General features: G+C 52.7%; 21 protein-coding genes. 10 read left to right on the top strand and 11 right to left on the bottom strand.

Translation table 11 applies throughout. The annotated features are described in order from the left end of the window. Nucleotides 1-150 precede the first annotated feature (150 nt). The gene (locus RNAN_RS12405; protein ID WP_008222278.1) at nucleotides 151-684 is read left to right on the top strand and encodes a gamma carbonic anhydrase family protein; all 534 of its coding nucleotides are present in this window, start codon (nucleotides 151-153) and stop codon (nucleotides 682-684) included. Here RNAN_RS12405 and RNAN_RS12410 read toward each other — a convergent pair. After that, on the bottom strand, nucleotides 681-917 hold the full coding sequence (locus RNAN_RS12410; protein ID WP_008222280.1) for a DUF1488 family protein: 237 nt from the start codon (nucleotides 915-917) through the stop codon (nucleotides 681-683). The genes RNAN_RS12405 and RNAN_RS12410 overlap by 4 nt on opposite strands. Next, on the bottom strand, nucleotides 914-1,732 hold the full coding sequence (aroE, locus tag RNAN_RS12415; RefSeq protein WP_148275739.1) for a shikimate dehydrogenase: 819 nt from the start codon (nucleotides 1,730-1,732) through the stop codon (nucleotides 914-916). Before aroE ends, RNAN_RS12410 begins: the two co-directional genes overlap by 4 nt. Before the next feature lie 29 nt (nucleotides 1,733-1,761). Between aroE and RNAN_RS12420 the strand changes: the two genes are divergently transcribed. Beyond that, entirely contained in the window at nucleotides 1,762-2,184 is a 423-nt protein-coding gene (locus RNAN_RS12420; protein WP_040552139.1) for a group II truncated hemoglobin, read from the top strand. Here RNAN_RS12420 and hemF read toward each other — a convergent pair. Both hemF and tsaC read right to left on the bottom strand, forming a co-directional pair. Beyond that, complete coding sequence (gene hemF, locus RNAN_RS12425) at nucleotides 2,181-3,113, bottom strand: oxygen-dependent coproporphyrinogen oxidase (protein WP_008222285.1); 933 nt, start codon at nucleotides 3,111-3,113, stop codon at nucleotides 2,181-2,183. The genes RNAN_RS12420 and hemF overlap by 4 nt on opposite strands. 1 nt (nucleotide 3,114) lies before the next feature. Continuing rightward, nucleotides 3,115-3,669: an L-threonylcarbamoyladenylate synthase type 1 TsaC gene (gene tsaC, locus RNAN_RS12430; protein ID WP_008222287.1), complete on the bottom strand. Its 555-nt coding sequence runs from the start codon at nucleotides 3,667-3,669 to the stop codon at nucleotides 3,115-3,117. 120 nt (nucleotides 3,670-3,789) lie between these two features. Between tsaC and purE the strand changes: the two genes are divergently transcribed. Beyond that, on the top strand, nucleotides 3,790-4,281 hold the full coding sequence (purE, locus tag RNAN_RS12435; RefSeq protein WP_008222289.1) for a 5-(carboxyamino)imidazole ribonucleotide mutase: 492 nt from the start codon (nucleotides 3,790-3,792) through the stop codon (nucleotides 4,279-4,281). Continuing rightward, on the top strand, nucleotides 4,278-5,411 hold the full coding sequence (locus RNAN_RS12440; RefSeq protein WP_008222291.1) for a 5-(carboxyamino)imidazole ribonucleotide synthase: 1,134 nt from the start codon (nucleotides 4,278-4,280) through the stop codon (nucleotides 5,409-5,411). Before purE ends, RNAN_RS12440 begins: the two co-directional genes overlap by 4 nt. A 15-nt stretch (nucleotides 5,412-5,426) precedes the next feature. Here RNAN_RS12440 and RNAN_RS12445 read toward each other — a convergent pair whose 3' ends face one another. Genes RNAN_RS12445 through RNAN_RS12460 form a run of 4 tightly spaced genes read right to left on the bottom strand, consistent with a single transcriptional unit; the run spans nucleotide 5,427 to nucleotide 8,688 of the window. Further along, nucleotides 5,427-5,969 (bottom strand): DNA topoisomerase family protein, encoded by a 543-nt coding sequence (locus RNAN_RS12445; RefSeq protein WP_008222293.1) that lies wholly within the window; start codon nucleotides 5,967-5,969, stop codon nucleotides 5,427-5,429. Between the two features lie 15 nt (nucleotides 5,970-5,984). Then, nucleotides 5,985-6,458, bottom strand: a complete 474-nt coding sequence (locus tag RNAN_RS12450; protein ID WP_008222295.1) for a DUF494 family protein — start codon at nucleotides 6,456-6,458, stop codon at nucleotides 5,985-5,987. A gap of 2 nt (nucleotides 6,459-6,460) precedes the next feature. Beyond that, nucleotides 6,461-7,552 (bottom strand): DNA-processing protein DprA, encoded by a 1,092-nt coding sequence (gene dprA / locus RNAN_RS12455; protein WP_008222297.1) that lies wholly within the window; start codon nucleotides 7,550-7,552, stop codon nucleotides 6,461-6,463. Nucleotides 7,553-7,578: 26 nt separating this feature from the next. Next, a complete protein-coding gene (locus RNAN_RS12460; RefSeq protein ID WP_008222298.1) occupies nucleotides 7,579-8,688 on the bottom strand; it encodes a LysM peptidoglycan-binding domain-containing protein in 1,110 nt (369 codons plus the stop codon). A 123-nt stretch (nucleotides 8,689-8,811) separates the two neighbouring features. On the opposite strand from RNAN_RS12460, the gene def reads away from it, so the two are divergent. From def to trkA, 4 genes are read left to right on the top strand one after another with little or no spacing between them, the layout of a single operon-like run. Next, nucleotides 8,812-9,327, top strand: a complete 516-nt coding sequence (def, locus tag RNAN_RS12465; protein ID WP_008222299.1) for a peptide deformylase — start codon at nucleotides 8,812-8,814, stop codon at nucleotides 9,325-9,327. Between the two features lie 12 nt (nucleotides 9,328-9,339). Next, complete coding sequence (fmt, locus tag RNAN_RS12470) at nucleotides 9,340-10,296, top strand: methionyl-tRNA formyltransferase (RefSeq protein WP_008222301.1); 957 nt, start codon at nucleotides 9,340-9,342, stop codon at nucleotides 10,294-10,296. Beyond that, nucleotides 10,293-11,609: a 16S rRNA (cytosine(967)-C(5))-methyltransferase RsmB gene (gene rsmB / locus RNAN_RS12475; protein ID WP_008222303.1), complete on the top strand. Its 1,317-nt coding sequence runs from the start codon at nucleotides 10,293-10,295 to the stop codon at nucleotides 11,607-11,609. Before fmt ends, rsmB begins: the two co-directional genes overlap by 4 nt. Beyond that, entirely contained in the window at nucleotides 11,606-12,982 is a 1,377-nt protein-coding gene (gene trkA, locus RNAN_RS12480) for a Trk system potassium transporter TrkA (protein ID WP_008222305.1), read from the top strand. Before rsmB ends, trkA begins: the two co-directional genes overlap by 4 nt. 27 nt (nucleotides 12,983-13,009) lie before the next feature. Here the strand turns inward: trkA and RNAN_RS12485 are convergent, their stop codons facing one another. The 3 genes from RNAN_RS12485 to RNAN_RS12495 are packed head-to-tail and all read right to left on the bottom strand — an operon-like array spanning nucleotide 13,010 to nucleotide 17,763. Next, complete coding sequence (locus RNAN_RS12485) at nucleotides 13,010-14,461, bottom strand: TrkH family potassium uptake protein (RefSeq protein ID WP_008222307.1); 1,452 nt, start codon at nucleotides 14,459-14,461, stop codon at nucleotides 13,010-13,012. 17 nt (nucleotides 14,462-14,478) lie between these two features. Beyond that, entirely contained in the window at nucleotides 14,479-15,804 is a 1,326-nt protein-coding gene (gene pepQ / locus RNAN_RS12490; protein WP_008222309.1) for a Xaa-Pro dipeptidase, read from the bottom strand. 45 nt (nucleotides 15,805-15,849) lie between these two features. Then, nucleotides 15,850-17,763: a transglycosylase SLT domain-containing protein gene (locus RNAN_RS12495; protein ID WP_040552111.1), complete on the bottom strand. Its 1,914-nt coding sequence runs from the start codon at nucleotides 17,761-17,763 to the stop codon at nucleotides 15,850-15,852. Between the two features lie 189 nt (nucleotides 17,764-17,952). Between RNAN_RS12495 and fadB the strand changes: the two genes are divergently transcribed. After that, complete coding sequence (fadB, locus tag RNAN_RS12500; RefSeq protein ID WP_008222314.1) at nucleotides 17,953-20,106, top strand: fatty acid oxidation complex subunit alpha FadB; 2,154 nt, start codon at nucleotides 17,953-17,955, stop codon at nucleotides 20,104-20,106. 16 nt (nucleotides 20,107-20,122) lie between these two features. After that, nucleotides 20,123-21,286 carry an acetyl-CoA C-acyltransferase FadA gene (gene fadA, locus RNAN_RS12505; RefSeq protein WP_008222316.1) on the top strand — a complete coding sequence of 388 codons (1,164 nt, stop codon included), beginning with the start codon at nucleotides 20,123-20,125 and terminating at the stop codon, nucleotides 21,284-21,286. Nucleotides 21,287-21,292: the final 6 nt, after the last annotated feature.

The following is a 21,292-nucleotide window of genomic DNA, read 5'->3' on the forward strand; positions in this document are numbered from 1 at the left end:
GTGGCATGGCGCGCATTATAGGGTGTTTTAATTAGCCTGCAAGCGCTAAAGTGAGAAAATGTCGGTTTTTGTGATCGTTCGCAGAAAAATTGGTCGAAACGCGCTTTTTTAGTACATTTACTGCATAATAACTCTGCATTGGAGGACATTATGACGATACGAGCTTATAAAGGTATTATGCCGAAACTGGCAAACGGGGTTTATGTAGATGAATCCAGTGTGTTGGTGGGCGATATAGCTATAGCAGAAGATGTCAGTATTTGGCCCTTGGTTGCTGCCCGCGGTGATGTCAATACTATCCGCATAGGTGCCCGCACTAATATTCAGGATGGTTCGGTACTGCATTTATCCCGGCCAAGCCGCGGCAAGCCAGCCGGCTCCCCCCTGGTAATAGGTGAAGATGTTACCGTTGGCCATAAAGTGATGTTACACGGCTGTACGCTGGGTAATCGCATCCTGGTGGGTATGGGCGCTATCGTTATGGATGACGTGATAGTAGAAGACGAGGTGATTATCGGCGCCGGCAGTTTAGTGCCGCCGGGTAAGCGGCTGCAAAGTGGCTACTTATATGTTGGCAGCCCGGCCAAGCAGGCGCGGCCGCTGAATGATGCCGAAAAAGCCTTTTTAACTGAATCAGCAGCGAACTATGTAATATTGAAAAACGAGTATCTGGCTGAAGCTTAAAGCCAGATCTCGCCTGCTGTATTATAAGCGTCGTCCGCTATCGCCTGCTCGGCAGCGTCTTCCCAGTGAAAGGCATCAGCCTTTATCTGCTGTAAAAAGTTGTCAGGCGGCTGCTCTGCTGGCAGTGGGATAAAGCAAGACACTTTTAAGCCGCTGACCAGACAGCTAAAACGCACCGCTTGTCTGGCGCTGTCTAGCACGAAATCATTATTAAAAATAAGCTGTTGGTTCATACTGCTTGTAACTGCTGCTGTAATAGCGCCAGTACCGGCGTCACGTCTGGTCGTTTGCCGCGCCAGAGATAGAAAGCTTCAGCTGCCTGCGCGACTAACATACCTAAACCATCAGCTTGCTGTGCTACACCCTGTTGCTGCGCCCAGTGCAAAAACGGCGTCGGCTTGGCGCCATATAACATATCGTAGGCCAGTTGGCAGTGTTGCAAATGCCCGGCGCTGATATCGGGCCGCTCACCACTTAAGCCCGATGAGGTGGCGTTAATCACTAACGGGTAAGGCTGGCTGGGAATGTCGCCATAGCCGCACGCTGACACCCTGTGGTCAAAATTGATTGCTATCGCTTCTGCTTTACTCACAGTGCGGTTGGCCAGTACCAGCGTTGCCACACCGGCATCTAGTAAGGGGCCAATAGCGCCACGGCAGGCCCCACCGGCACCGAGCAGTAATACCGTTGCGCCCTGCAAATTAACCCCAAGCCGTTGTAAATCAGCGACCAGCCCAATACCATCGGTATTATCCCCACAGAGTTGGCCCGCACTATTAAAATATAAGGTGTTAACCGCGCCGGCTTGTTTGGCCCGCTCAGATAGCTGCTCCGCCAACTGATAAGCCTGCTGTTTAAACGGCACCGTCACGTTACCTCCCTTACCGCCGGCCGCAACAAACTGTTGCCAGCTGTCGGCAAAGCCATCCAGCGGTGCTAAAATGGCGTCGTACTGCAGTTGCTCACTTAATTGTGCAGCAAACTGCCGATGAATGACCGGTGACTTGGAATGGTTGATCGGATGACCGAACACAGCATAGCGATCCACAACTGATGCCCATAAAGAAGTTAGTGCAGATGATTGTTAATAAAAGCGGCGCAAATAGCAAGGCACACCCAACACCCCAGCAAACACCTTATCAGCTGATGGGCGGCGAAGCGTCCGTACGCCACCTGGCTAACCGCTTCTACGACATCATGGAAACCGCACCAGAAGCGGCTGAGCTGTATGCTATTCATCCGCTGCCGTTAGATACGATCCGGCAGAAGTTCTTCGAGTTTTTATCGGGCTGGCTGGGCGGCCCGCCGTTATTTGAGCAAAAATACGGTCATCCGCGCCTGCGTGCGCGGCATTTACCTTTCACGGTTAACCAGCAGCTGCGTGACCAGTGGATGTTCTGTATGAACCAGGCACTGGATGAGGTGGTAGAAAACAACACGCTGCGTGAAGGCATTCGCCAGTCGATAGGCCAACTGGCGAGCCACATGATAAATTGTTAGCCTTCTAACCGCAGCCAATCCTGCGGTTTAAGATAGCGCTCGTACAATAATGCCTCAGCACTGCCAGGCGCTGGCTGATAGCCATATTGCCAGCGCACCAGTGGCGGCATTGACATTAAGATAGACTCAGTTCGGCCACCGCTTTGCAGGCCAAACAAGGTGCCTCTGTCATACACCAGGTTAAATTCGACATAACGACCACGCCGGTACAGCTGGAACTGACGCTCCCTTTCACTATAAACAGCATCTTTACGTTTTTCGACTATCGGCAGATAGGCCGGAATAAAGGCCTCACCGACAGCACGCATTAACGCAAAGCTCTGCTCAAAACCTGGTTGGTTGAGATCATCAAAAAATAGCCCGCCCACACCACGGGTTTCGCCGCGGTGTTTTAAGTAAAAATACTCATCACACCACTTTTTATACGCCGGGTAATACTCAGCGCCAAAAGGCTCTAACGCCGCTTTAGCAGTCTGGTGCCAGTGGATAACATCTTCTTCAAACGGGTAGTAAGGCGTTAAATCAAAACCACCGCCAAACCACCACACCGCCGGCTCGCCGGGTTTTTCTGCTATAAAAAAGCGCACATTGGCATGGGTGGTAGGTAAATACGGATTATTGGGGTGGATCACCAGCGACACACCGCAGGCATTAAAACTGCGGCCGGCCAGCTCTGGCCGGTGTGCCGTAGCAGAAGCGGGCATATTGGCACCAAACACATGGGAGTAATTCACGCCGGCTTGTTCAAATACCGCGCCACCGCTGAGTACACGGCTTTTGCCACCGCCACCTTCAGGGCGCTGCCAGGCATCTTCGACAAACTGCGCTTTACCATCAGCGCTCTGCAGTGCTTGGCAAATACTGTCCTGCAAGTGCTGTAAAAACTGCTGCACGGCGGCCAGATGTTGCTGCGGTTGGTTCGTTGTCACCTTAACTCCTTACAATATCGCCGGTCAGGGCATGACGAATTTGGCTGGGCTGGGTAGCGCCACCTAAAGCGCCGGGCACGATAGCCGCCAGCATAGCGCCTAAGCTGTGTTCAAGCTCGTCTTTATCGGTGATGGCAGGCTGACCGGATAAATTGGCACTGGTCGACACCAGGGGTTTGCCATAAGTTAAACAAAGTTGCTGCACCACCGGGTGCGCGCTGACGCGCACGGCGATGCTATCAAATTGCCCGGTTATCCACTTAGGCGCCGCTTGGCTGGCCGGCAGCACCCAGCTGACGTGGCCAGGCCAGCTGGAAAAGATCTGATAGCGCTTTTCCAGCGGTATCGCGTTATCGTCAACATAGGGCAGCAGCTGCGAATAATTGGCTGCCACCAGAATAAGGCCCTTTTCCACCGGCCGTTGCTTGATCGCCAGCAGCGCCAGCACCGCGGCTTCGTTATCGGGATCACAACCTAAGCCATATACCGCTTCGGTCGGGTATGCAATGACGCCACCGGCATTTAGCGCGTCAATAACAGCTTGATACAAAGACATAATGACCAGCCACTTTGGTTAAACACGGGAAAAACGCAGTTAAAATTTTCTTCAGCGCTGCAACTGGCTATAATAGCGCCTTCACGCGCTTAGTTCATCTCGTAGATAAGGAAACAATAGATGCAAGTTGGCATTATCATGGGCTCGACGTCTGACTGGCCTACTATGAAGCACGCCGCTGATATGCTGGATAAATTCGGTATTGCCTATGAAACCAAAGTTGTTTCCGCACACCGCACACCACAGTTACTGGCCGATTACGCCAGTACCGCCGCCAGCCGCGGCCTTAAGGTAATTATTGCCGGTGCCGGTGGTGCCGCCCACTTGCCGGGTATGGCCGCTGCGTTTACCAGCTTGCCGGTTTTAGGCGTGCCAGTGCAATCTAAAGCGTTAAAAGGGCTGGACTCGCTGCTATCTATTGTACAAATGCCCAAAGGCGTGGCGGTAGGCACCTTAGCCATTGGCGATGCCGGCGCTGCCAATGCCGGTTTATTAGCCGCGCAGATCCTGGCAACCCATAGCCCGGAGCTGATGACCAAAATTGATGCCTTTCGTCAGGCGCAAACCGATATGGTGCTAAGTCAGCCCGACCCGTCACAGGTGACGTTATGAAGGTATTAGTGCTGGGCGCGGGTCAGCTTGCCCGCATGATGGCGCTGGCAGGCGCGCCACTGAATATCAGCATTAGTGCTTATGATGTTAACAGCGACAGCATAGTGCATCCGTTAACGCAGCAAAACTTAGGTAAAGGCCTGGCCAACGCCATTGCCGATGCCGATGTGGTGACCGCCGAGTTTGAGCATATCCCACTGCCGGTATTGGCGCAGTGCCAGCAAAGCGGCAAATTTTTACCCGGCGAAACCGCAATTAAAGCCGGCGGCGATCGCCGGCTGGAAAAAACGTTACTGGATGATGCCAAAGTACGCTCAGCCGCTTACCGGATTGTAAATAGCGAAGCAGATTTTCGGCAGGCCATTACCGCACTTGGCCTGCCATTAGTGTTTAAAAGCGCCTTAGCTGGCTATGACGGTAAAGGTCAGTGGCGGTTAAAACGGGCCGAAGATGCCACTGCCCTGTGGCAACAGCTGGACGCTTTTCTGTCTGCCGATCCCAGTCAGAGCATAGTGGCTGAGCAATTTATTCCGTTTTCGCGCGAAGTCTCCTTAATTGGCGCCCGCAATAGCCAAGGCGAGGTGCAGGTATATCCGCTAACAGAAAATCATCATGTTAATGGCGTGCTGAGCGTTTCGTTAGCCGTTGCCGGTAACGAGCAATTACAACAACAGGCACAGCAGATGTTTACCGCTGTGGCTAATCAGCTTAACTATGTTGGTGTACTGGCGATTGAATTTTTTGACGTTAATGGCACGCTGCTGGTAAATGAAATAGCACCGCGGGTACATAACTCCGGCCACTGGACGCAGCAAGGCGCTGATGTATGTCAGTTTGAGCAGCATCTGCGCGCCGTTTGCGGCTTACCGCTGGGCAGTACGGCACTGGTACGCCCCAGCCTGATGGTGAATATTCTTGGCGAAGATAAGGTGCCAGAACAGATACTGACACTGCCGGGTTTACACCTGCATTGGTATGGTAAAACCAAGCGTGCCGGCCGGAAAATGGGCCATATTAATTTATCCGGCGCAACCACTGCCGAGCTAAAAACCCGTTTTGAGCAGTTAATTAGTGTGTTACCAGAAGCGGCCTTTCCTGAACTGACGCAAATGGCTGCCAGGCTGAACTAACACAGCTGACCGGCGCTACTCTGGCGCCGGTTGTTTTATACCGCAGCCTTTATCCGCACAAAATAACTGACCTTTTTTCTCGATCAGCAGAGCAACATGGCAGGCTACGCAGTGGCCAGCAACCGGCTTGTCGTTGAGTAAAAACTTACATTTCGGGTAGTTATCACAGCCCCAGAAATGTTTGCCAAACTTGTTTACCCGCTCAGTTAGCTGCCCCTGCTTACACTTGGGACACGCCAGCTTTTCCGCTTCTGGCTGCTCGTCCTGTTCATGCACCACGAAATGACACTCGGGATAGTGGGTACAGCCGATAAACATGCCATAACGGCCATTTTTTACTGCCAGTGGGTGATGACACTGCGGGCAAAGCTCAGAGTCTAATACTTTGACAATAGTGGTTTCGTGTTGGTGTAACGCCTTAGTATAGTGGCAAGCCGGATAAGCACTGCAACCGAGAAAAGGCCCACTTTTGGACGACTTCATCACTAACGGCTGCTGACATAAAGGGCAAAGCTGCTGCTGATGAGGCAGCGAAAACAACGCAGAATGGTCACTCATAAGGTTAAAGGCCGCTTAATGCAGCGGCCCTTCTGGTTCATCGAAAATTAAATCTTCCATCTGGGCATAAGCATTTTCATGCCCGGGCACATTAAATAACACCATCAGCACCACCCACTTCAAATCTTCCAGGCTGATGCTGCTACTGTCCAAGTCCATTACCCGGTCAATAACCATCTCCCGGGTCACCGCATCCAACACGTTGATCTGCTCTAAAAACAGCAGAAAGCCGCGGCAGTCTACATCCAGCTTGGTTTGCTCTGGCAGGCTGTAGATACGGGTAGCATTGGATATGCCTTTGGATAAATACGGCTTAACGTGACTTTCCTGCAGCGCAGACAGGTTGTCGAGCCATTTGAGCGCTTTAAAGATATCGTCGTCATGAAAACCTGCCCGGCTTAACTCTTTGGTAAGGTCGGCATGATTAACGTAAATGTCAGCTTCGTTGTGGATATAGTTTTCGAACAGATAAACGAGGATATCAAACATACTCAGGCACTCCTCACTTTTATGTAGCCACCAGGAACTGCCGCTACTGCACCAGCTAACTCCAGCTGCAGCAGCGCTATCGTTGCATCAGCAATCGCCATCCCGGCGCGCTGCGCAATAAGATCAACTGCGGTAACTTCATCTCCTACGTTAGCCAACAACTGGCCGCCAAACAAGTCTGATTGCTGACTTTTTTCTGCCTCTACCTCATCTTTCAGACAACTTTTAGTAAAAAAGTGCCATTCTTCCAGTATATCGGCCACACTGGTGACCAGTTTAGCACCTTGTTGAATAAGCTGATGGCAGCCTGCCGACTGCGGACTAAAGATGGAACCAGGCACAGCAAACACATCCCGGCTATATTCTGCCGCCAGATTGGCGCTGATAAGCGTACCGCTTTTTAAGCCAGCTTCCACCACTATAGTGCCGATACTCAAGCCTACCACGATGCGGTTACGTTGCGGAAACCATTCAGCCCGCGGTTGTACATCAGGGAAATATTCCGACACCAGCGCGCCCTGACTGGCGATTTGCTCTGCCAGCGCTTTATTTGCTGCCGGATAAACCTGCTCTAAACCATGGCCTAGCACTGCTATGGTTAAGCCGCCAGCCTGCAGTGCGCCTTTGTGGCTTTCACTGTCAATACCACGCGCCATGCCGCTGGTGATCAGATAGCCCTGCTGCGATAACTCAGAAGCAAAGCTTTGCGCCACCTTGCGTCCGGTTGGCGTAGGTGTGCGGCTGCCCACCATCGCCAACTGCTGCTGCGACAAAATAGTTGGGTCGCCTTTTACAAACAATAGCAAAGGCGGTTGCTTGGTTTGCTTTAACAGCGACGGGTAACGTGGGTCTTGGTAGGTAATAATATGATGCAAGTCGCTTTGCGCCAGCCAATGCAAGGCTTTTTCTACTTTAGGGCTCGCCTCCTGTGTCAGCAGGTACGCCTGTCGCTCGGTAAAACCAATGTTTTTCAGGGTGCTGGCCGGCAATTTTACCAGTTCAGCTAAACAGATATGCTCGCTCAGACGTTGGAACTTCAGGCCATCCTGGCCATGCACAGTGGCTAAAGCGAGCCAGTTGCGAAGGTCTTCCATGGCAAACTGGCTCCATCATGTTGCAGTTACAGGTTGGCTATCGTATCGCCCACCCGGATAGGTTGTTGTGTTTTAGTGACAATGCCGAAACTTAACCGCTCAGCCACTTTAAACACCATTAGCTCGCCCACTTTTTCCCGTGGCAGCACTATGCTGTTATCACCAAAGCTTTTTAACGCTTTTTGCAGCTTGTTGGCATCTTCGACATACACCGGGCCATTTTTACCGTCGATTACAGTAGGTGAGTTGCGGTAAATACCCAGCATGTGGCCCGCTTTCAGCTCGTTTACGCTACCGCGGTTTAATACCACGATATCCCACTTAGAGAATTCACGCAGGTTAGCGGTGGTGTCTATAATGCTACCGCTGACATCAAACTCAGGCTTTTGCATAATAAAAAATGCGGGTAAGGCCTGGCCTTCCAGCGCTGGCATCAACCGGTCGCCCTGTTTAATTTCGCGTTTTACACTTAGTACGTTTAATGATGCGGCTTCTGTTGGCGACGCTTCCGTGGCTTCGCGCCCTGGCCTAAATGCACGGGCGGTAGCGATAAGAGTGGTTTCATAACCCAGCACTTCGCCATCGTCAGTGTTGATATAAGGCTTACCTTTGCGGTACACACCATAAGATGCGCCACTCTCTAATACGCCTTTGGCATAAATAATGTGGTCATTGACAGAGTTCTTCACATTGGCGTTTGAGCCAAGGATATACGGCAGCGCAGCAATTTGCTCGTCACTTAACGCCTGCTCAAAGGTCAGATAATGCCGAATCATACTTAGCGGCAAAGTACTTACCGCATCACCGCCTTTTAGTGTTTTACGGGCGGTTGGCGACAAGCGTTTGACGTTTTCATTCACGCTCAAACGCGGCCGACCCTGCGCATCAAAGGTTAGTGTTAAGGTGTCACCCGGAAAAATTAAATGCGGGTTATCTACCTGCGGGTTCATCTGCCATAACTGGGGCCAAAGCCAGGGCTCATTCAGGTACAGGGCCGAGATATCCCACAAAGTATCGCCCTTTTTCACCACATAGCTCGCAGGAGCATCGTCGCGAATTTTTAACACATCCGCTACTACGTTAAAAAAGCCACTCATAACTAACAGAGTGACGACAGTTGCAATTTTTTTCAGCATGCCTGCATCCTTGAGCTCGATCTTGTTGTAATTATTGCACACTAAGCTGTTAATACAGCGGATTAATGGCTAAAATTAAAACATACCACAACCTTTGAAACAAAGCATATTTTTGTAGGTGCTATGGCCGTTTTACATGTTTTACATTACCCCGATGAAAGATTGCGCACTGTCGCCAAACCTGTTGACAGTGTTAATGCTGAAATTAAGCAACTGGTCGCTGACATGCTGGACACCATGTATGCCGAGAATGGCATTGGTTTAGCCGCCACCCAGGTGAATGTGCATCAACGCGTCGTTGTGATCGATGTGTCTGAAGATCGTAATGAACCTATGGTGTTCATTAACCCGGAAATTATCAGCCGCAGTGGCGACACCAGCTATGAAGAAGGCTGTCTGTCGGTACCGCAAAGCTATGGCAAAGTTGAGCGTGCCGCCGAGATCACGGTGAAAGCCCTGGATAAAAACGGCAACCCCTTTGAATTAAAGGCTGATGGCTTGTTGGCGATTTGTCTGCAGCATGAGTTGGATCATTTAGTTGGTAAGCTGTTTATCGATTATTTGTCGCCGCTGAAACGTGAGCGGATCCGGAAAAAGCTGGAAAAAGAAGCCAAGATGGCGCAGCGCCACGCGCTGTAAACAGGAAACACTGTGACCTCTCCTCTACGTATTATTTTTGCCGGTACGCCGGATTTTGCCGCCAGGCATTTACAAGCCCTGCTCGACGCCAACCATCAGGTGGTCGCCGTGTATACCCAGCCCGACCGCCCTGCCGGTCGCGGCCAGCAGCTGCAGCCCAGCGCCGTTAAGCAACTGGCGCTGCAGCACCAGCTACCGGTGTATCAGCCTAAGTCGCTAAAAAAGCCCGCTGCCCAGGCTGAGCTGGCCAGCTTAAATGCCGATCTGATGATAGTAGTGGCCTATGGGCTGATATTGCCACAAGTGGTGCTGGACACCCCCAAATTAGGCTGCATTAACGTGCATGGCTCCTTGCTGCCACGCTGGCGTGGCGCGGCGCCAATACAACGGGCGATCTGGGCCGGCGATAGCACAACCGGCATTACCATTATGCAAATGGATGCCGGCTTAGATACCGGCGCTATGCTAAGCACCGTCAGCTGCAGCATCAGTGACGATGACACCAGCACATCGTTGTACGATAAATTAGCGCAACTTGGCCCCAAAGCCCTGTTAGATGCGCTGTCACAATTACCTCAGTTACAACAAGCCGCTATAGCACAGGATAACCAACTGGCGACTTATGCCGAAAAACTGCACAAAGACGAGGCCCTGCTGAATTTCAGCAAAGACGCCGCTGCTCTGGCGCGTGAAGTGCGGGCCTTTAACCCCTGGCCGGTCAGCTACCTGAGCCTGCCCCAAGGCAATATCAAAGTCTGGCAGGCACATAGCCTTAGCAGCCAAAGCGGCAAAGCAGCCGGCACGGTATTGTCGGCCGATAAAAACGGCATTGCCATTGCCTGTACTGACGGTATTTTCGTCATTACCCAATTACAGCCGCCCGGTAAAAAACCGATGGCGGTGGCCGACTTTTTAAATGGCCGCGCTGACTGGTTAAGCCCCGGCCAGCAACTGAGCGGCACGCCATGAGCAGCAATGTGCGGGTACTGGCTGCGCGCAGCTGTTTTGATGTGGTCGATCAGGGCATGTCGCTGTCTGAGGTATTGCCCAAGGCTCAGGCGCAACTGGCTAACCCTTTGGATAAGGCCCTGCTGCAGGAAATCTGTTTTGGTGTGATGCGCCAGTTGCCGCAGTTAGAGGCCGTCTGCAGTCAGCTGATGACAAAACCGCTGGTTAAACAACTGCGGCCGCTGCAGTTTTTGCTGTATGTCGGTATTTACCAGCTAAAGTTTATGCGTATTCCCGACCATGCTGCCATCAGTGAAACCGTAGACGCCGCCCGCGAGCTTAAAGGCCAGTCACTGACTAAGCTGATTAACGCCATACTACGCAGCGTGCAGCGCCAGCCGGCGTTATTTCAGTTTGATACCGCTGCCGACGCGGTGAAATATAACCACCCCGGCTGGCTGATTAACCGTTTACGGCACGCCTACCCGCAGCAGTGGCAACAAGTACTTGCCGCCAACCAACAAAAAGCCCCGCTTTGGCTAAGGGTAAATACCCAGCGTATTAACCCCACCGACTACGCCGCTGCACTAACCCGCGCCGGCATTGAATACAGCCGGCCGGTTGCCGAGTTACCGCAAGCGATAAAACTGGCGCAGGCCCAGGAGGTGACGACGCTGCCAGGCTACGCTGAAGGCTGGTTTTCGGTGCAGGACGCTGCCGCCCAGTACGCCGCTACGTTGCTGCAGGTCAACGATAGCCAGCATATTTTAGATGCCTGTTGCGCGCCCGGTGGTAAAAGCTGTCATATTCTTGAGCTGGCCCCCAGGGCCAACCTGACTGCACTGGATAAAGATGCGAAACGGTTAACCCGGGTGGAGGAAAATTTAGCCCGGCTTGGTTTACAAGCCAAGGTGATAGCGGCAGATGCCGCTCAGCCTGACAGCTGGTGGCAAGGCCAACTGTATGACCGCATTCTGCTGGACGTGCCCTGCTCGGCAACAGGCGTGATTCGCCGTCATCCGGACATTCGTTGGCTGAGAAAAAATACCGACATAGCACCGCTGTGTCAGCTGCAACAACAGATCCTGCAACAATGCTGGCGTTTGCTGGCACCGGGTGGTGTACTGCTGTATGCCACCTGCAGCGTCTTGCCGGATGAAAACAGCGCGCAAATAACGCATTTTCTGCAGCACAACGCCGATGCCCGCTTAGACCCGCTGCCGCAGCAAAACGCCGGCACTGTCGGCTGGCAGCTGCTACCCGGCGAGCAGGATCTGGACGGTTTTTATTACGCCCGGCTGATTAAACTGCCAACACAGGGTGAGACAACATGAAAATCATCATCTTAGGCGCTGGCCAGGTTGGCGCCACGCTGGCAGAGAATCTGGTTGGCGAGCAAAACGACATCACCATAGTCGACAGTAACGTTGACAAGCTGCGGGCATTACAAGACCGCTTCGATTTACAGGTGGTGCATGGCCACGGCTCGCACCCGGATATCTTAAAAAAAGCCGGTGCCGAAGATGCTGACATGGTCATCGCCGTCACCAATAGCGACGAGGTGAATATCGTCGCCTGTCAGGTGGCCTACAGTATTTTTAATACCCCGCTGAAAATTGCCCGTATCCGTACCAATCAATACCTGAAATACCGCGATCAGCTGTTTCATAAAGATGATATGCCGGTAGATCATTTTATCGCCCCTGAAGCGCTGGTCACCAACTATATTCGCCGTTTAATTGACTACCCCGGTGCCTTGCAGGTGGTGGAGTTTGCCGGCGGCAAAGTGAGCTTAGTGGCAGTGAAAGCCTATTACGGTGGTTTGCTGGTGGGCCACGCACTGTCCGCATTGAAAGAGCACATGCCCAATATTGAAACCCGGGTAGCTGCTATTTACCGCCGCGGCCATGCCATTAAGCCGCTTGGTACTACTATTATTGAAGCCGATGACGAAGTGTTTTTTGTCGCCGCGACCAAGCATATCCGCGCCGTGATGAGCGAGCTGCAAAAGCTGGAACGCAGCTACCGGCGCATCATGATTGCCGGCGGTGGTAATGTCGGTTTTGGCCTGGCGCGGGCGCTGGAAAAAACCCACAGCGTTAAACTGATTGAACGGGGTAAAGAGCGGGCCGAGTTTTTGTCCAGCGCGCTGGATAACACCGTAGTGTATGTCGGTGATGCGTCCGATCCGGAGCTGTTAGAAGAGGAAAACATCGAGCAGGTCGATGTGTTTATCGCCGTCACTAACGACGATGAAGCAAACATTATGTCGGCCATGCTGGCCAAGCGGATGGGCGCACAGAAAACCATGGTGCTGATTAAACGTGGCGCCTATGTTGACCTGTTACAGGGTGGCGAAGTGGATATTGCTGTCTCACCACAGCAAGCAACTATTTCGGCCCTGCTTACGCATATCCGCCGCGGTGATATTGTTAACGTCTACTCGCTGCGCCGCGGTGCTGCCGAAGCCATTGAAGCGATCGCCCATGGCGATAGCAGCACCAGTAAAGTGGTGGGCAAAGCCATTGGCAGCATTAAACTGCCGCCGGGTACCACTATCGGCGCCATAGTGCGCGGCGAAGAAGTATTAATTGCCCACGACAGCACCGTGATAGAAACCGATGACCATGTCATACTGTTTATGGTCGATAAAAAGCATATCGTTGAAGTAGAAAAGCTGTTCCAGGTCAGCGCTATTTTTATCTAGCCTGGCGAGCCCGCCCCTGCCGGCGGGTTAATCTTTCCAGAATGCCGGTGTAAACAGCACCAACAGGGTGAATATCTCTAAACGGCCAAACACCATGGCAATGATCAACAACCATTTGCTGGCATCGGGAATGCTGCCAAAGTTAGCCGCCACTTCGCCCAGCCCCGGCCCCAGGTTATTTAAACAGGCAGCAGTGGCGGTAAAGGCGGTGATATTATCCAAGCCGGTTAAGATCAGCAGCAGCATGATCACCACAAACACCAGCGCATAGGCGGCAAAAAAGCCCCACACCGCCTCGACAATACGATCTGCCACCGCGCGACGGCCCAGCTTAATCGCATATACAGCGCGCGGATGTATAAGGCGGTTTAGTTCACGTATCCCCTGTAAAAACAGCAGCAACACCCGCACAACCTTCATGCCGCCGCCAGTCGACCCGGCGCAGCCACCAATAAAGCTGGAAAAAATAAGCAATATCGGCAGAAACAGTGGCCATGCTGCAAAGCCATCGGTGGCAAAGCCAGCGGTGGTAGAGATAGATACCGCCTGAAAGGCCGCGTGATTGAGTGCATCAGCCGTGGTGCTGTAGACATTGGTGTGCAACAACACCGCAAAGCAGATAAAAATCAGCGCAAACTGAATCGCTAAAAAGGCTTTAAACTCAGGATCACGAAAGTAAGTGCTCACACTTTTGCCGCGAATAGCGGCGAAGTGCAGCGGAAAGTTTACTGCACTTAACAACAGAAAAATCACGCAAATCGCGTTGATCACTGGGCTGTTAAAATGGCCGATACTGGCGTCATAGGTAGAAAAGCCACCAATGGCCACGGTAGAAAACGCATGGCAAATAGCATCAAACCAGCTCATACCGGCCAGAGCAAACGCCAGCGCACAGGCCAGGGTTAACGCCAGATAGATATACCACAGGTGTTTGGCGGTATCGGCGATACGCGGCGTCATCTTATTGTCTTTTACCGGCCCGGGGGTTTCTGCGCGGTACAGCTGCATACCACCAACACCAAGCATCGGCAGTATAGCTACTGCCAGCACGATGATACCCATACCGCCCAACCACTGCAGCTGCTGGCGATAATACAAAATGGCTTTGGGCAGAAACTCGATACCGGTCAGTACCGTTGCACCGGTGGTGGTAAGGCCGGAGAAGGCTTCAAACATGGCGCTGGCCAGGTTTAAGTGCGGGTTGCTGGCCAGCATAAACGGAATGGCGCCCACCGCGCCCAGCACCGTCCAGAACAGCACGACGATTAAAAAGCCGTCCCGCACTTTTAGTTCAGCTTTATACTGGCGGTTCGGGTACCAGATCAAAAAGCCGATAAACAAGCACAGCAGAAAAGACAGCATAAAGGGCACGCCAGCCCCGTCCTGATACCAGTAGGCGACAAACGCCGGCGGCACCATGCTGATGCTGAAGATGGCGACCAGCAGGCCCAAAATACGGATTATCGAACGGTATTGCATGCCCCGCGCTCCTGCGCTTATGCCAGTTTCAGATCACGGGTCATATTTTCGTTACGGTCCTGATGCACTATCACATCATCTTCAATACGGATGCCGCCGTAATGACGAAACGCATCCACTTTCTGCCAGTTAATGTATTTATCAAACTCGGTAGCAGCTAAATCGGCCAGCAGGCTGTCGATAAAATATAGCCCCGGCTCAATGGTAAACACCATATTGGCTTCGATAGTGCGGGTACAGCGCAAATAAGGGTGGTTTTCTGGTGGTGCCACATGGGTGCCGCGCTCGTCGGCCATAAAGCCGCCAACGTCATGCACCTGCAAACCCAGATGATGGCCCAGGCCATGTGGAAAGAAAGTGCGGCTGATCTGGCTTTCTACTATGGCGTCTGGTGACAAGCGGACAAAATCAAAGCGCTGCAAAATTTCGGCAATGCGCTGATGGCATTTCACATGCAGCTCGCCGTATTTCAGGCCAGGCTTTAGCGCGCCGGCCAGCTCCAGCTCTACCTCATTTACAGCACTGATCAGGCTGGCAAATTCATCGCCGCTATTAAAACTGTAGGTACGGGTAATATCGGCGGCATAACCATTAAACTCGGCGCCGGCGTCAATTAAAAACGAGTGATGCTGCTTAGGCACCTTACGCTCCAGCGCAGTGTAATGCAAAATGGCGCAGTTTTGGTTTAACGCAATAATATTGCCGTACGGCACTTCATTTTCGGTCTGACGCACCGCAGCTAAATACGCCAGCTGAATATCAAACTCGCTGCTGCCGGCATAAAACGCCGCCTTTGCTGCATTATGGCCAGCCACCGCCATTTGGTTGGCAATACGTAAGCACGCCTGCTCGTAAGGTGTTTTATAAGCACGGTAAAAATGAATAAAGTTCAGTACCGGCTCTGGGTTAATTTCGTTAAAGCCCAGCGCCCGCGCCACTTCAATATGCTCACCTAAATAGGCCAGCCGGGCTTTGTCATACGGCAGTAAGGTTTCAACTTTATTGGCTTTATCCAGCAGCTGAATATCAAAGTACTCCGCCCAGTAATCATGCGGCTCGTCCGGCACCTTGTGCCAGAAATCTTTTGGCCGGTAGAAAATCAGCTTAGGTTTATTTACGCCATCGAGCAACAGCCAACAATGCGGGTTATCCACTACCGGTAGCCAGGCTTTAAACAGCGGGTTGGCTTTAAACGGGTAGTCCATATCGTCGAGAAACTTGCGCTGGGTTTGGCCGGAGTGGATCACCAGGCCATCCAGGTTTTCCCGCTCCAGCAAACGGCGGGTACGCAGTTGTAATTCGGCAATATGCGCCTGATACAGGCTTTGATAAGAAGCTGTCATAAGTGTCTGACCTGTTGGCTGAAAAATCTGGCTGGCATCATAGCATTAATCTACCACGACCCCAATCTGCATCGTGGTCAGCGGCTTGAATACGTCGGTGGGTGTATTTAAGCGGATATTATAAATCTGGTAATACGCCATCACCGCTTTGACATATTCGCGGGTTTCACGGTACGGAATCGTTTCTACCCAGACATCAGCCGGCACCGCGTAATCTTTCGGGATCCACTGTTTTACCCGGCTGTAGCCGGCATTGTAGGCCGCAGTGGCCATCAGCAAATTGCCATCGTTGCGTTTGCGTAAATAATTCAGATAATCGGTGCCGTAATCAATATTGGTGGCCGGGTGATACAGTTGGGTCAGTTGCACCGGCTTTTTCGCAATTTGCCGGGCGGTAGCCGGCATTAACTGCATTAAACCGCGGGCACCGACCGGCGAGGCGGCATCGGCCATAAAGGAGCTTTCACGCCGGGCTATCGCCATAGCCCAGCCTTTGTCGATATCAGCCTTAGCCGCAAACTGGCCAATTTCGGCCTGAAACGCCAGCGGGAAGCGCAGTTCAACATCGTCCCAGTAGCCAACATCGGCCAGCGAGAAAATAGCCCGCTCGTACCACTGTAATTGATGCGCCAGCTTGGCCGAAACCAGCTTTTGCTGTTCATCCGAGGTATTTTGCAGGTGGTTCCACTCGCGCCGCGCCTCGGTTAACCGCCCCAGTGCCAGCCATTCCTGTGCCCGTCTTACGGCCGGGTGCTGCTTTAAACTGGCCAGCTCCTGCTCCGACACCTTTACCGGCGCATGCGCCAGGCTGGGTGGCAGCCCCAGCTTAGCGGCAGCCATAAAACCATAAAAGTGACGCTGCAGTGCCAGCTGCTCTAACAGCGGCTGGGCTTTATCTGTCATGCCCTGCTGCTCATAAGCACGGGCCAGCCAGTAGCGCCAGCTGTTGTCTTGTTGCAACTCGGCCGGAAAGGCCTCAATTACCCGCTGCACTTTGGGCCAGTCCAGCTGCGCCAGCGCATGGCTAACCTGCCAGTGCGCCAGCGTTTGGTCCAGCAGCTCTACCGGCAGTGTACTCAGCCAGTTGTCGGCCTCGGCTTCGCCTTTACTGGCCAGGGCGATGGCAAACTGACGCTGCACATCCAGGCGCTGCGCGGCGGTAAAATACGGATCGTTAACAAATTTCTGCCATACCGTCAGCGCTTGTTTGGGGCTGCGCCAAATAAGCCGTTTCAGGCCATAGGCCAGCACATCACGCTCCTGCACTTTTTTTAGCGGGAAGAACCTGGCACCGGCAATCACCGTCGGGTTACGCCGGGTTTGCTGGTACATGTCGGCCAGATACTGTTGGTCGGCTGGCAACTGGGTTTTTAAATAAGAAATTAAGCTGGCATCACCGCCTTCGGCTGCCAAACGGATACGCTGCCACACTCTTTCAGGCGTTTGCTGGCCGGCTTTACGCCAGGCGCTGAATAATGGGTCGCAAGCCTTGGGCTGTGATTTACCTACCACCCAGAGTTTACTCACCTGTGGCCATAGCTTGGCGCTATCGGCGTCCTTTGCGGCCAGCTTAAAACGCAGTGCCAGGCACTCCAGTTCAGCATCACTTGAGCCAGGATAGTTAGCCAGATAGGTAGTCGCTTGCTGCCGCCTGGCCAGATCCAGCAGCCAAGGCTTACGTAACGGCCAGTCCATCGGCGTTTTTTCGTATTGTTGTAAAAAGCTGGCAATACGCTCATCGGCCGTTAAAAACTGCTGCAACCGCCGCTGCTGCAAATAGGGCTGCAGCGGATAATCGGCAAATTTTTCCAGCAGCTTTTGTGCCTGCTCATACTGCAGGCTGCCAATCTGACGTTCAGCCTGTAAAAATTCATTACGTAACGCTGCCTCGGAAGACACCGACGCCGTCGCCAACGGCATCAGGAGCAGGTTACTCAACATTAAAACCAGTCGTTTCACTGCGATAACCTCAATAACATCACCAAAAAAGCAAAATACACCTATAGTTACTGCTGCACGTCGCCAACCAATTCAAACATGCGTTTAAATAACGGTTGAATTTTTTAAGAAACCGCGACACACTGAGCAAGACAACCTCATCGTACCAGTTGCGAAAAACCCTAACATACGCGACCAAGGAGCACCGTTATGATTTACCAGAGTGACAACATCAGTGTTGCCTACCTTAAACCTGGTATTGCCCGCTTTGCCTTTAATGCTAAGGGCTCAGTAAATAAATTCGATCAGCAGACGCTTACTGATTGTAAGACAGCTTTAACGCTACTGCACGCTGACAACGCCTTGCAAGGTGTTATTTTTTGTAGTGAAAAAGATACCTTTATTGTCGGCGCCGATATTACCGAATTTTTAAGCACCTTTAAGCGCCCCGAGCAAGAGCTGATCCCCTGGATTAAACAAGCCTCTGATATTTTCGATCTGGCAGAAGATTTGCCGGTGCCAACCATTGTGGCCATCAGAGGTTTCGCGCTGGGCGGCGGGTGTGAGTGGTCACTTACATCTGACTACCGGGTGGCAGATACCAGCGCAAAAATTGGTTTACCGGAAGTCAAACTGGGCCTAATGCCAGGTTTTGGCGGTACCGTACGCTTACCGCGCATTATCGGTGCCGACAATGCGATGGAGTGGATCACTACCGGTAAAGATCACAGCGCCGAGCAAGCGCAAAAATTTGGCTTAATTGATGCGGTAGTAGCACCAGAGAAATTAGAAGCGGCTGCGCTGAGCATGCTGGAAGATGCGATTGCCGGCAAACTGGACTGGCGTAAAAAGCGTGCCGTTAAACTGCAACCACTGAAACTGAATAAAACCGAAGCGACCATGAGCTTCTCTACCGCCAAAGGCATGGTGTTCGCCACGGCCGGTAAGCATTACCCGGCACCTATGCTGGCGGTAAGCACTATTGAAGCAGCGGCAGGTTTAGACCGTGCTGGCGCGATGGCGCTGGAAAATGCTGGCTTTGCCAAACTGGCGAAAACCGATGCCGCCACGGCGCAAATTGGTTTGTTTTTAAACGACCAGCTGATCAAAGGCAAAGCGAAAAAAGCCGCCAAAATTGCTACCAAGGCCGTTAATAAAGCGGCAGTATTAGGCGCCGGCATTATGGGCGGCGGCATTGCCTATCAGTCTGCGTTAAAAGGCGTGCCGGTAGTGATGAAAGACATCGCCGACAAAGCGCTGGAATTGGGCATGGGCGAGGCCACTAAGCTGCTGGCCAAGCAGGTAGAGCGCAAAAAGCTCGACGCTGTTGGTATGGCCAAAGTGATTGCCGCTATTACACCAACCCTGAGCAACGAAGCCGTGAAAGGCGTGGATATCGTGGTTGAAGCGGTAGTGGAAAACCCGAAAGTCAAAGGTGCGGTGCTAAAAGAAGTAGAAGGCCTGCTTGCCGACGATGCGATTTTAACCTCCAACACCTCGACCATTTCAATTGACTCACTGGCGGCTAACTTGAGCCGGCCGCAAAACTTCTGTGGTATGCACTTCTTCAACCCGGTGCACCGTATGCCATTGGTCGAGGTTATCCGCGGTAAAGACACCAGCGACGAAACCGTGGCCGCCGTGGTGGCCTATGCCGCCAAAATGGGTAAATCGCCGATCGTGGTCAACGACTGCCCCGGTTTCTTTGTAAACCGCGTGCTGTTCCCCTACTTCGCCGGCTTTAGCAAGCTGGTGTTAGACGGCGCTGATTTTGCCCAGGTCGATAAGGTGATGGAAAAGCAATTTGGCTGGCCGATGGGCCCGGCCTACCTGCTGGATGTGGTCGGCTTAGATACTGCTTATCACTGTACCGACGTGATGGCTGCCGGCTTCCCAACACGGATGGCCAAGCTGGATAACGATCCGGTGGCCGCCATGTACAAAGCTGACCGTTACGGCCAGAAAAACGGCGTTGGTTTTTATGCTTACAGCAAAGATGCCAAGGGTAAGCCGAAAAAAGATATCGATCCGGCCGCGCTTAACCTGTTAGCCGGCATTGCTGCTGATAAGCAAGAGTTTAGCAGTGACGAGATCATCGCCCGCGTCATGGTGCCGATGATTAACGAAACGATCCGCTGTCTGGAAGAAGGCATCGTCGCCAGCGCCGCTGAAGCCGATATGGGCTTAATTTACGGCTTGGGCTTCCCGCCGTTCCGTGGTGGCCCGCTGCGTTATGTCGACACCCTGGGCCTGGCTAACTTTGTCGCCCTGGCTGATAAATATGCCCACTTAGGTGAGATTTATCAGGTTACAGACAAAACACGCGCCATGGCCGCCAATGGCGAATGTTTCTTCCCGGTTTAAGCGCAGGAGCAGAATAATGAAAAACGCAGTTATTGTAGATTGCATCCGTACCCCGATGGGCCGCTCTAAAGGCGGCATGTACCGCAACGTGCGCGCTGAGCAATTATCCGCCCATGTGATGGCCTCATTAGTGGCGCGCAACCCGGCATTAAACCCGGCCGATATCGACGATATTATCTGGGGCTGTGTGCAGCAAACGCTGGAGCAAGGCTTTAACGTCGCGCGTAACGCCGCCCTGTTAGCCGGCATTCCGCACTCAGTACCCGCCGTTACCGTTAACCGCTTATGTGGCTCATCGATGCAGGCATTGCATGACGCGGTACGCGCCATTCAAACCGGTATGGGTGAGGTGTATTTAATCGGCGGCGTGGAGCATATGGGCCATGTGCCGATGACCCACGGTGTCGATTTCCACCCGGGCTTATCCACTTCTGTCGCCAAAGCAGCCGGTATGATGGGTTTAACCGCCGAGTTACTGGGTAAACTGCACGGCATCAGCCGCCAGCAGCAGGATGAATTCGGCGCGCGTTCACACCGCCTGGCCCAAGAAGCCAGTGTACAGGGCCGCTTTAAAAACGAAATTATCCCCACCGAAGGCCACGACGCTGATGGCGTGTTAAAACTGATGGATTACGACGAAGTGATCCGCCCGGAGACCACGGTAGAAGCCTTAAGCCAGCTGCGGCCGGTGTTTGACCCGGCCAATGGCACCGTAACGGCTGGTACCTCGTCAGCGCTGTCTGACGGTGCCTCAGGCATGCTGGTCATGAGCGAAGAGAAAGCCAAAGCCTTAGGCCTGCCCATTCGTGCTTATGTACGTGGTATGGGTGTCGCCGGCTGCGACCCGTCAATTATGGGTTATGGCCCGGTACCGGCATCGAAAAAGGCGTTAAAAGGCGCCGGCATTACTATTGCTGATATCGACTACGCTGAGCTGAACGAAGCGTTCGCTGCCCAGGCGCTGCCGGTAATGAAAGATTTAGGCTTACTGGAAGTAGCCGAGCAGAAAGTCAACCTGAACGGCGGCGCTATAGCGCTTGGCCATCCGCTCGGTTGCTCGGGTTCACGTATCGCCACTACGCTGATTAACGTGATGGAAGATAAAGGCGGCAAGTTTGGCCTGGCAACCATGTGTATCGGTTTAGGCCAGGGTATTGCGACTGTTTTTGAACGTCCATAGTTCGAG

This window comes from Rheinheimera nanhaiensis E407-8 (assembly GCF_000296695.1).
GTDB classification, from domain to species: Bacteria; Pseudomonadota; Gammaproteobacteria; order Enterobacterales; family Alteromonadaceae; genus Alishewanella; species Alishewanella nanhaiensis.

Coding starts and splice junctions, on each gene's coding strand:
- pepQ (WP_008222309.1), bottom strand. CDS start 15,804: ATGACAGCTTCTTATCAAAGCCTGTATCAGGCGCATATTGCCGAATTA.
- rsmB (WP_008222303.1), top strand. CDS start 10,293: ATGAGCAGCAATGTGCGGGTACTGGCTGCGCGCAGCTGTTTTGATGTG.
- RNAN_RS12420 (WP_040552139.1), top strand. CDS start 1,762: ATGATTGTTAATAAAAGCGGCGCAAATAGCAAGGCACACCCAACACCC.
- purE (WP_008222289.1), top strand. CDS start 3,790: ATGCAAGTTGGCATTATCATGGGCTCGACGTCTGACTGGCCTACTATG.
- fadA (WP_008222316.1), top strand. CDS start 20,123: ATGAAAAACGCAGTTATTGTAGATTGCATCCGTACCCCGATGGGCCGC.
- def (WP_008222299.1), top strand. CDS start 8,812: ATGGCCGTTTTACATGTTTTACATTACCCCGATGAAAGATTGCGCACT.
- RNAN_RS12405 (WP_008222278.1), top strand. CDS start 151: ATGACGATACGAGCTTATAAAGGTATTATGCCGAAACTGGCAAACGGG.
- trkA (WP_008222305.1), top strand. CDS start 11,606: ATGAAAATCATCATCTTAGGCGCTGGCCAGGTTGGCGCCACGCTGGCA.
- dprA (WP_008222297.1), bottom strand. CDS start 7,552: ATGGAAGACCTTCGCAACTGGCTCGCTTTAGCCACTGTGCATGGCCAG.
- RNAN_RS12485 (WP_008222307.1), bottom strand. CDS start 14,461: ATGCAATACCGTTCGATAATCCGTATTTTGGGCCTGCTGGTCGCCATC.
- RNAN_RS12410 (WP_008222280.1), bottom strand. CDS start 917: ATGAACCAACAGCTTATTTTTAATAATGATTTCGTGCTAGACAGCGCC.
- tsaC (WP_008222287.1), bottom strand. CDS start 3,669: ATGTCTTTGTATCAAGCTGTTATTGACGCGCTAAATGCCGGTGGCGTC.
- RNAN_RS12445 (WP_008222293.1), bottom strand. CDS start 5,969: ATGAGTGACCATTCTGCGTTGTTTTCGCTGCCTCATCAGCAGCAGCTT.
- fadB (WP_008222314.1), top strand. CDS start 17,953: ATGATTTACCAGAGTGACAACATCAGTGTTGCCTACCTTAAACCTGGT.
- RNAN_RS12440 (WP_008222291.1), top strand. CDS start 4,278: ATGAAGGTATTAGTGCTGGGCGCGGGTCAGCTTGCCCGCATGATGGCG.
- RNAN_RS12460 (WP_008222298.1), bottom strand. CDS start 8,688: ATGCTGAAAAAAATTGCAACTGTCGTCACTCTGTTAGTTATGAGTGGC.
- RNAN_RS12450 (WP_008222295.1), bottom strand. CDS start 6,458: ATGTTTGATATCCTCGTTTATCTGTTCGAAAACTATATCCACAACGAA.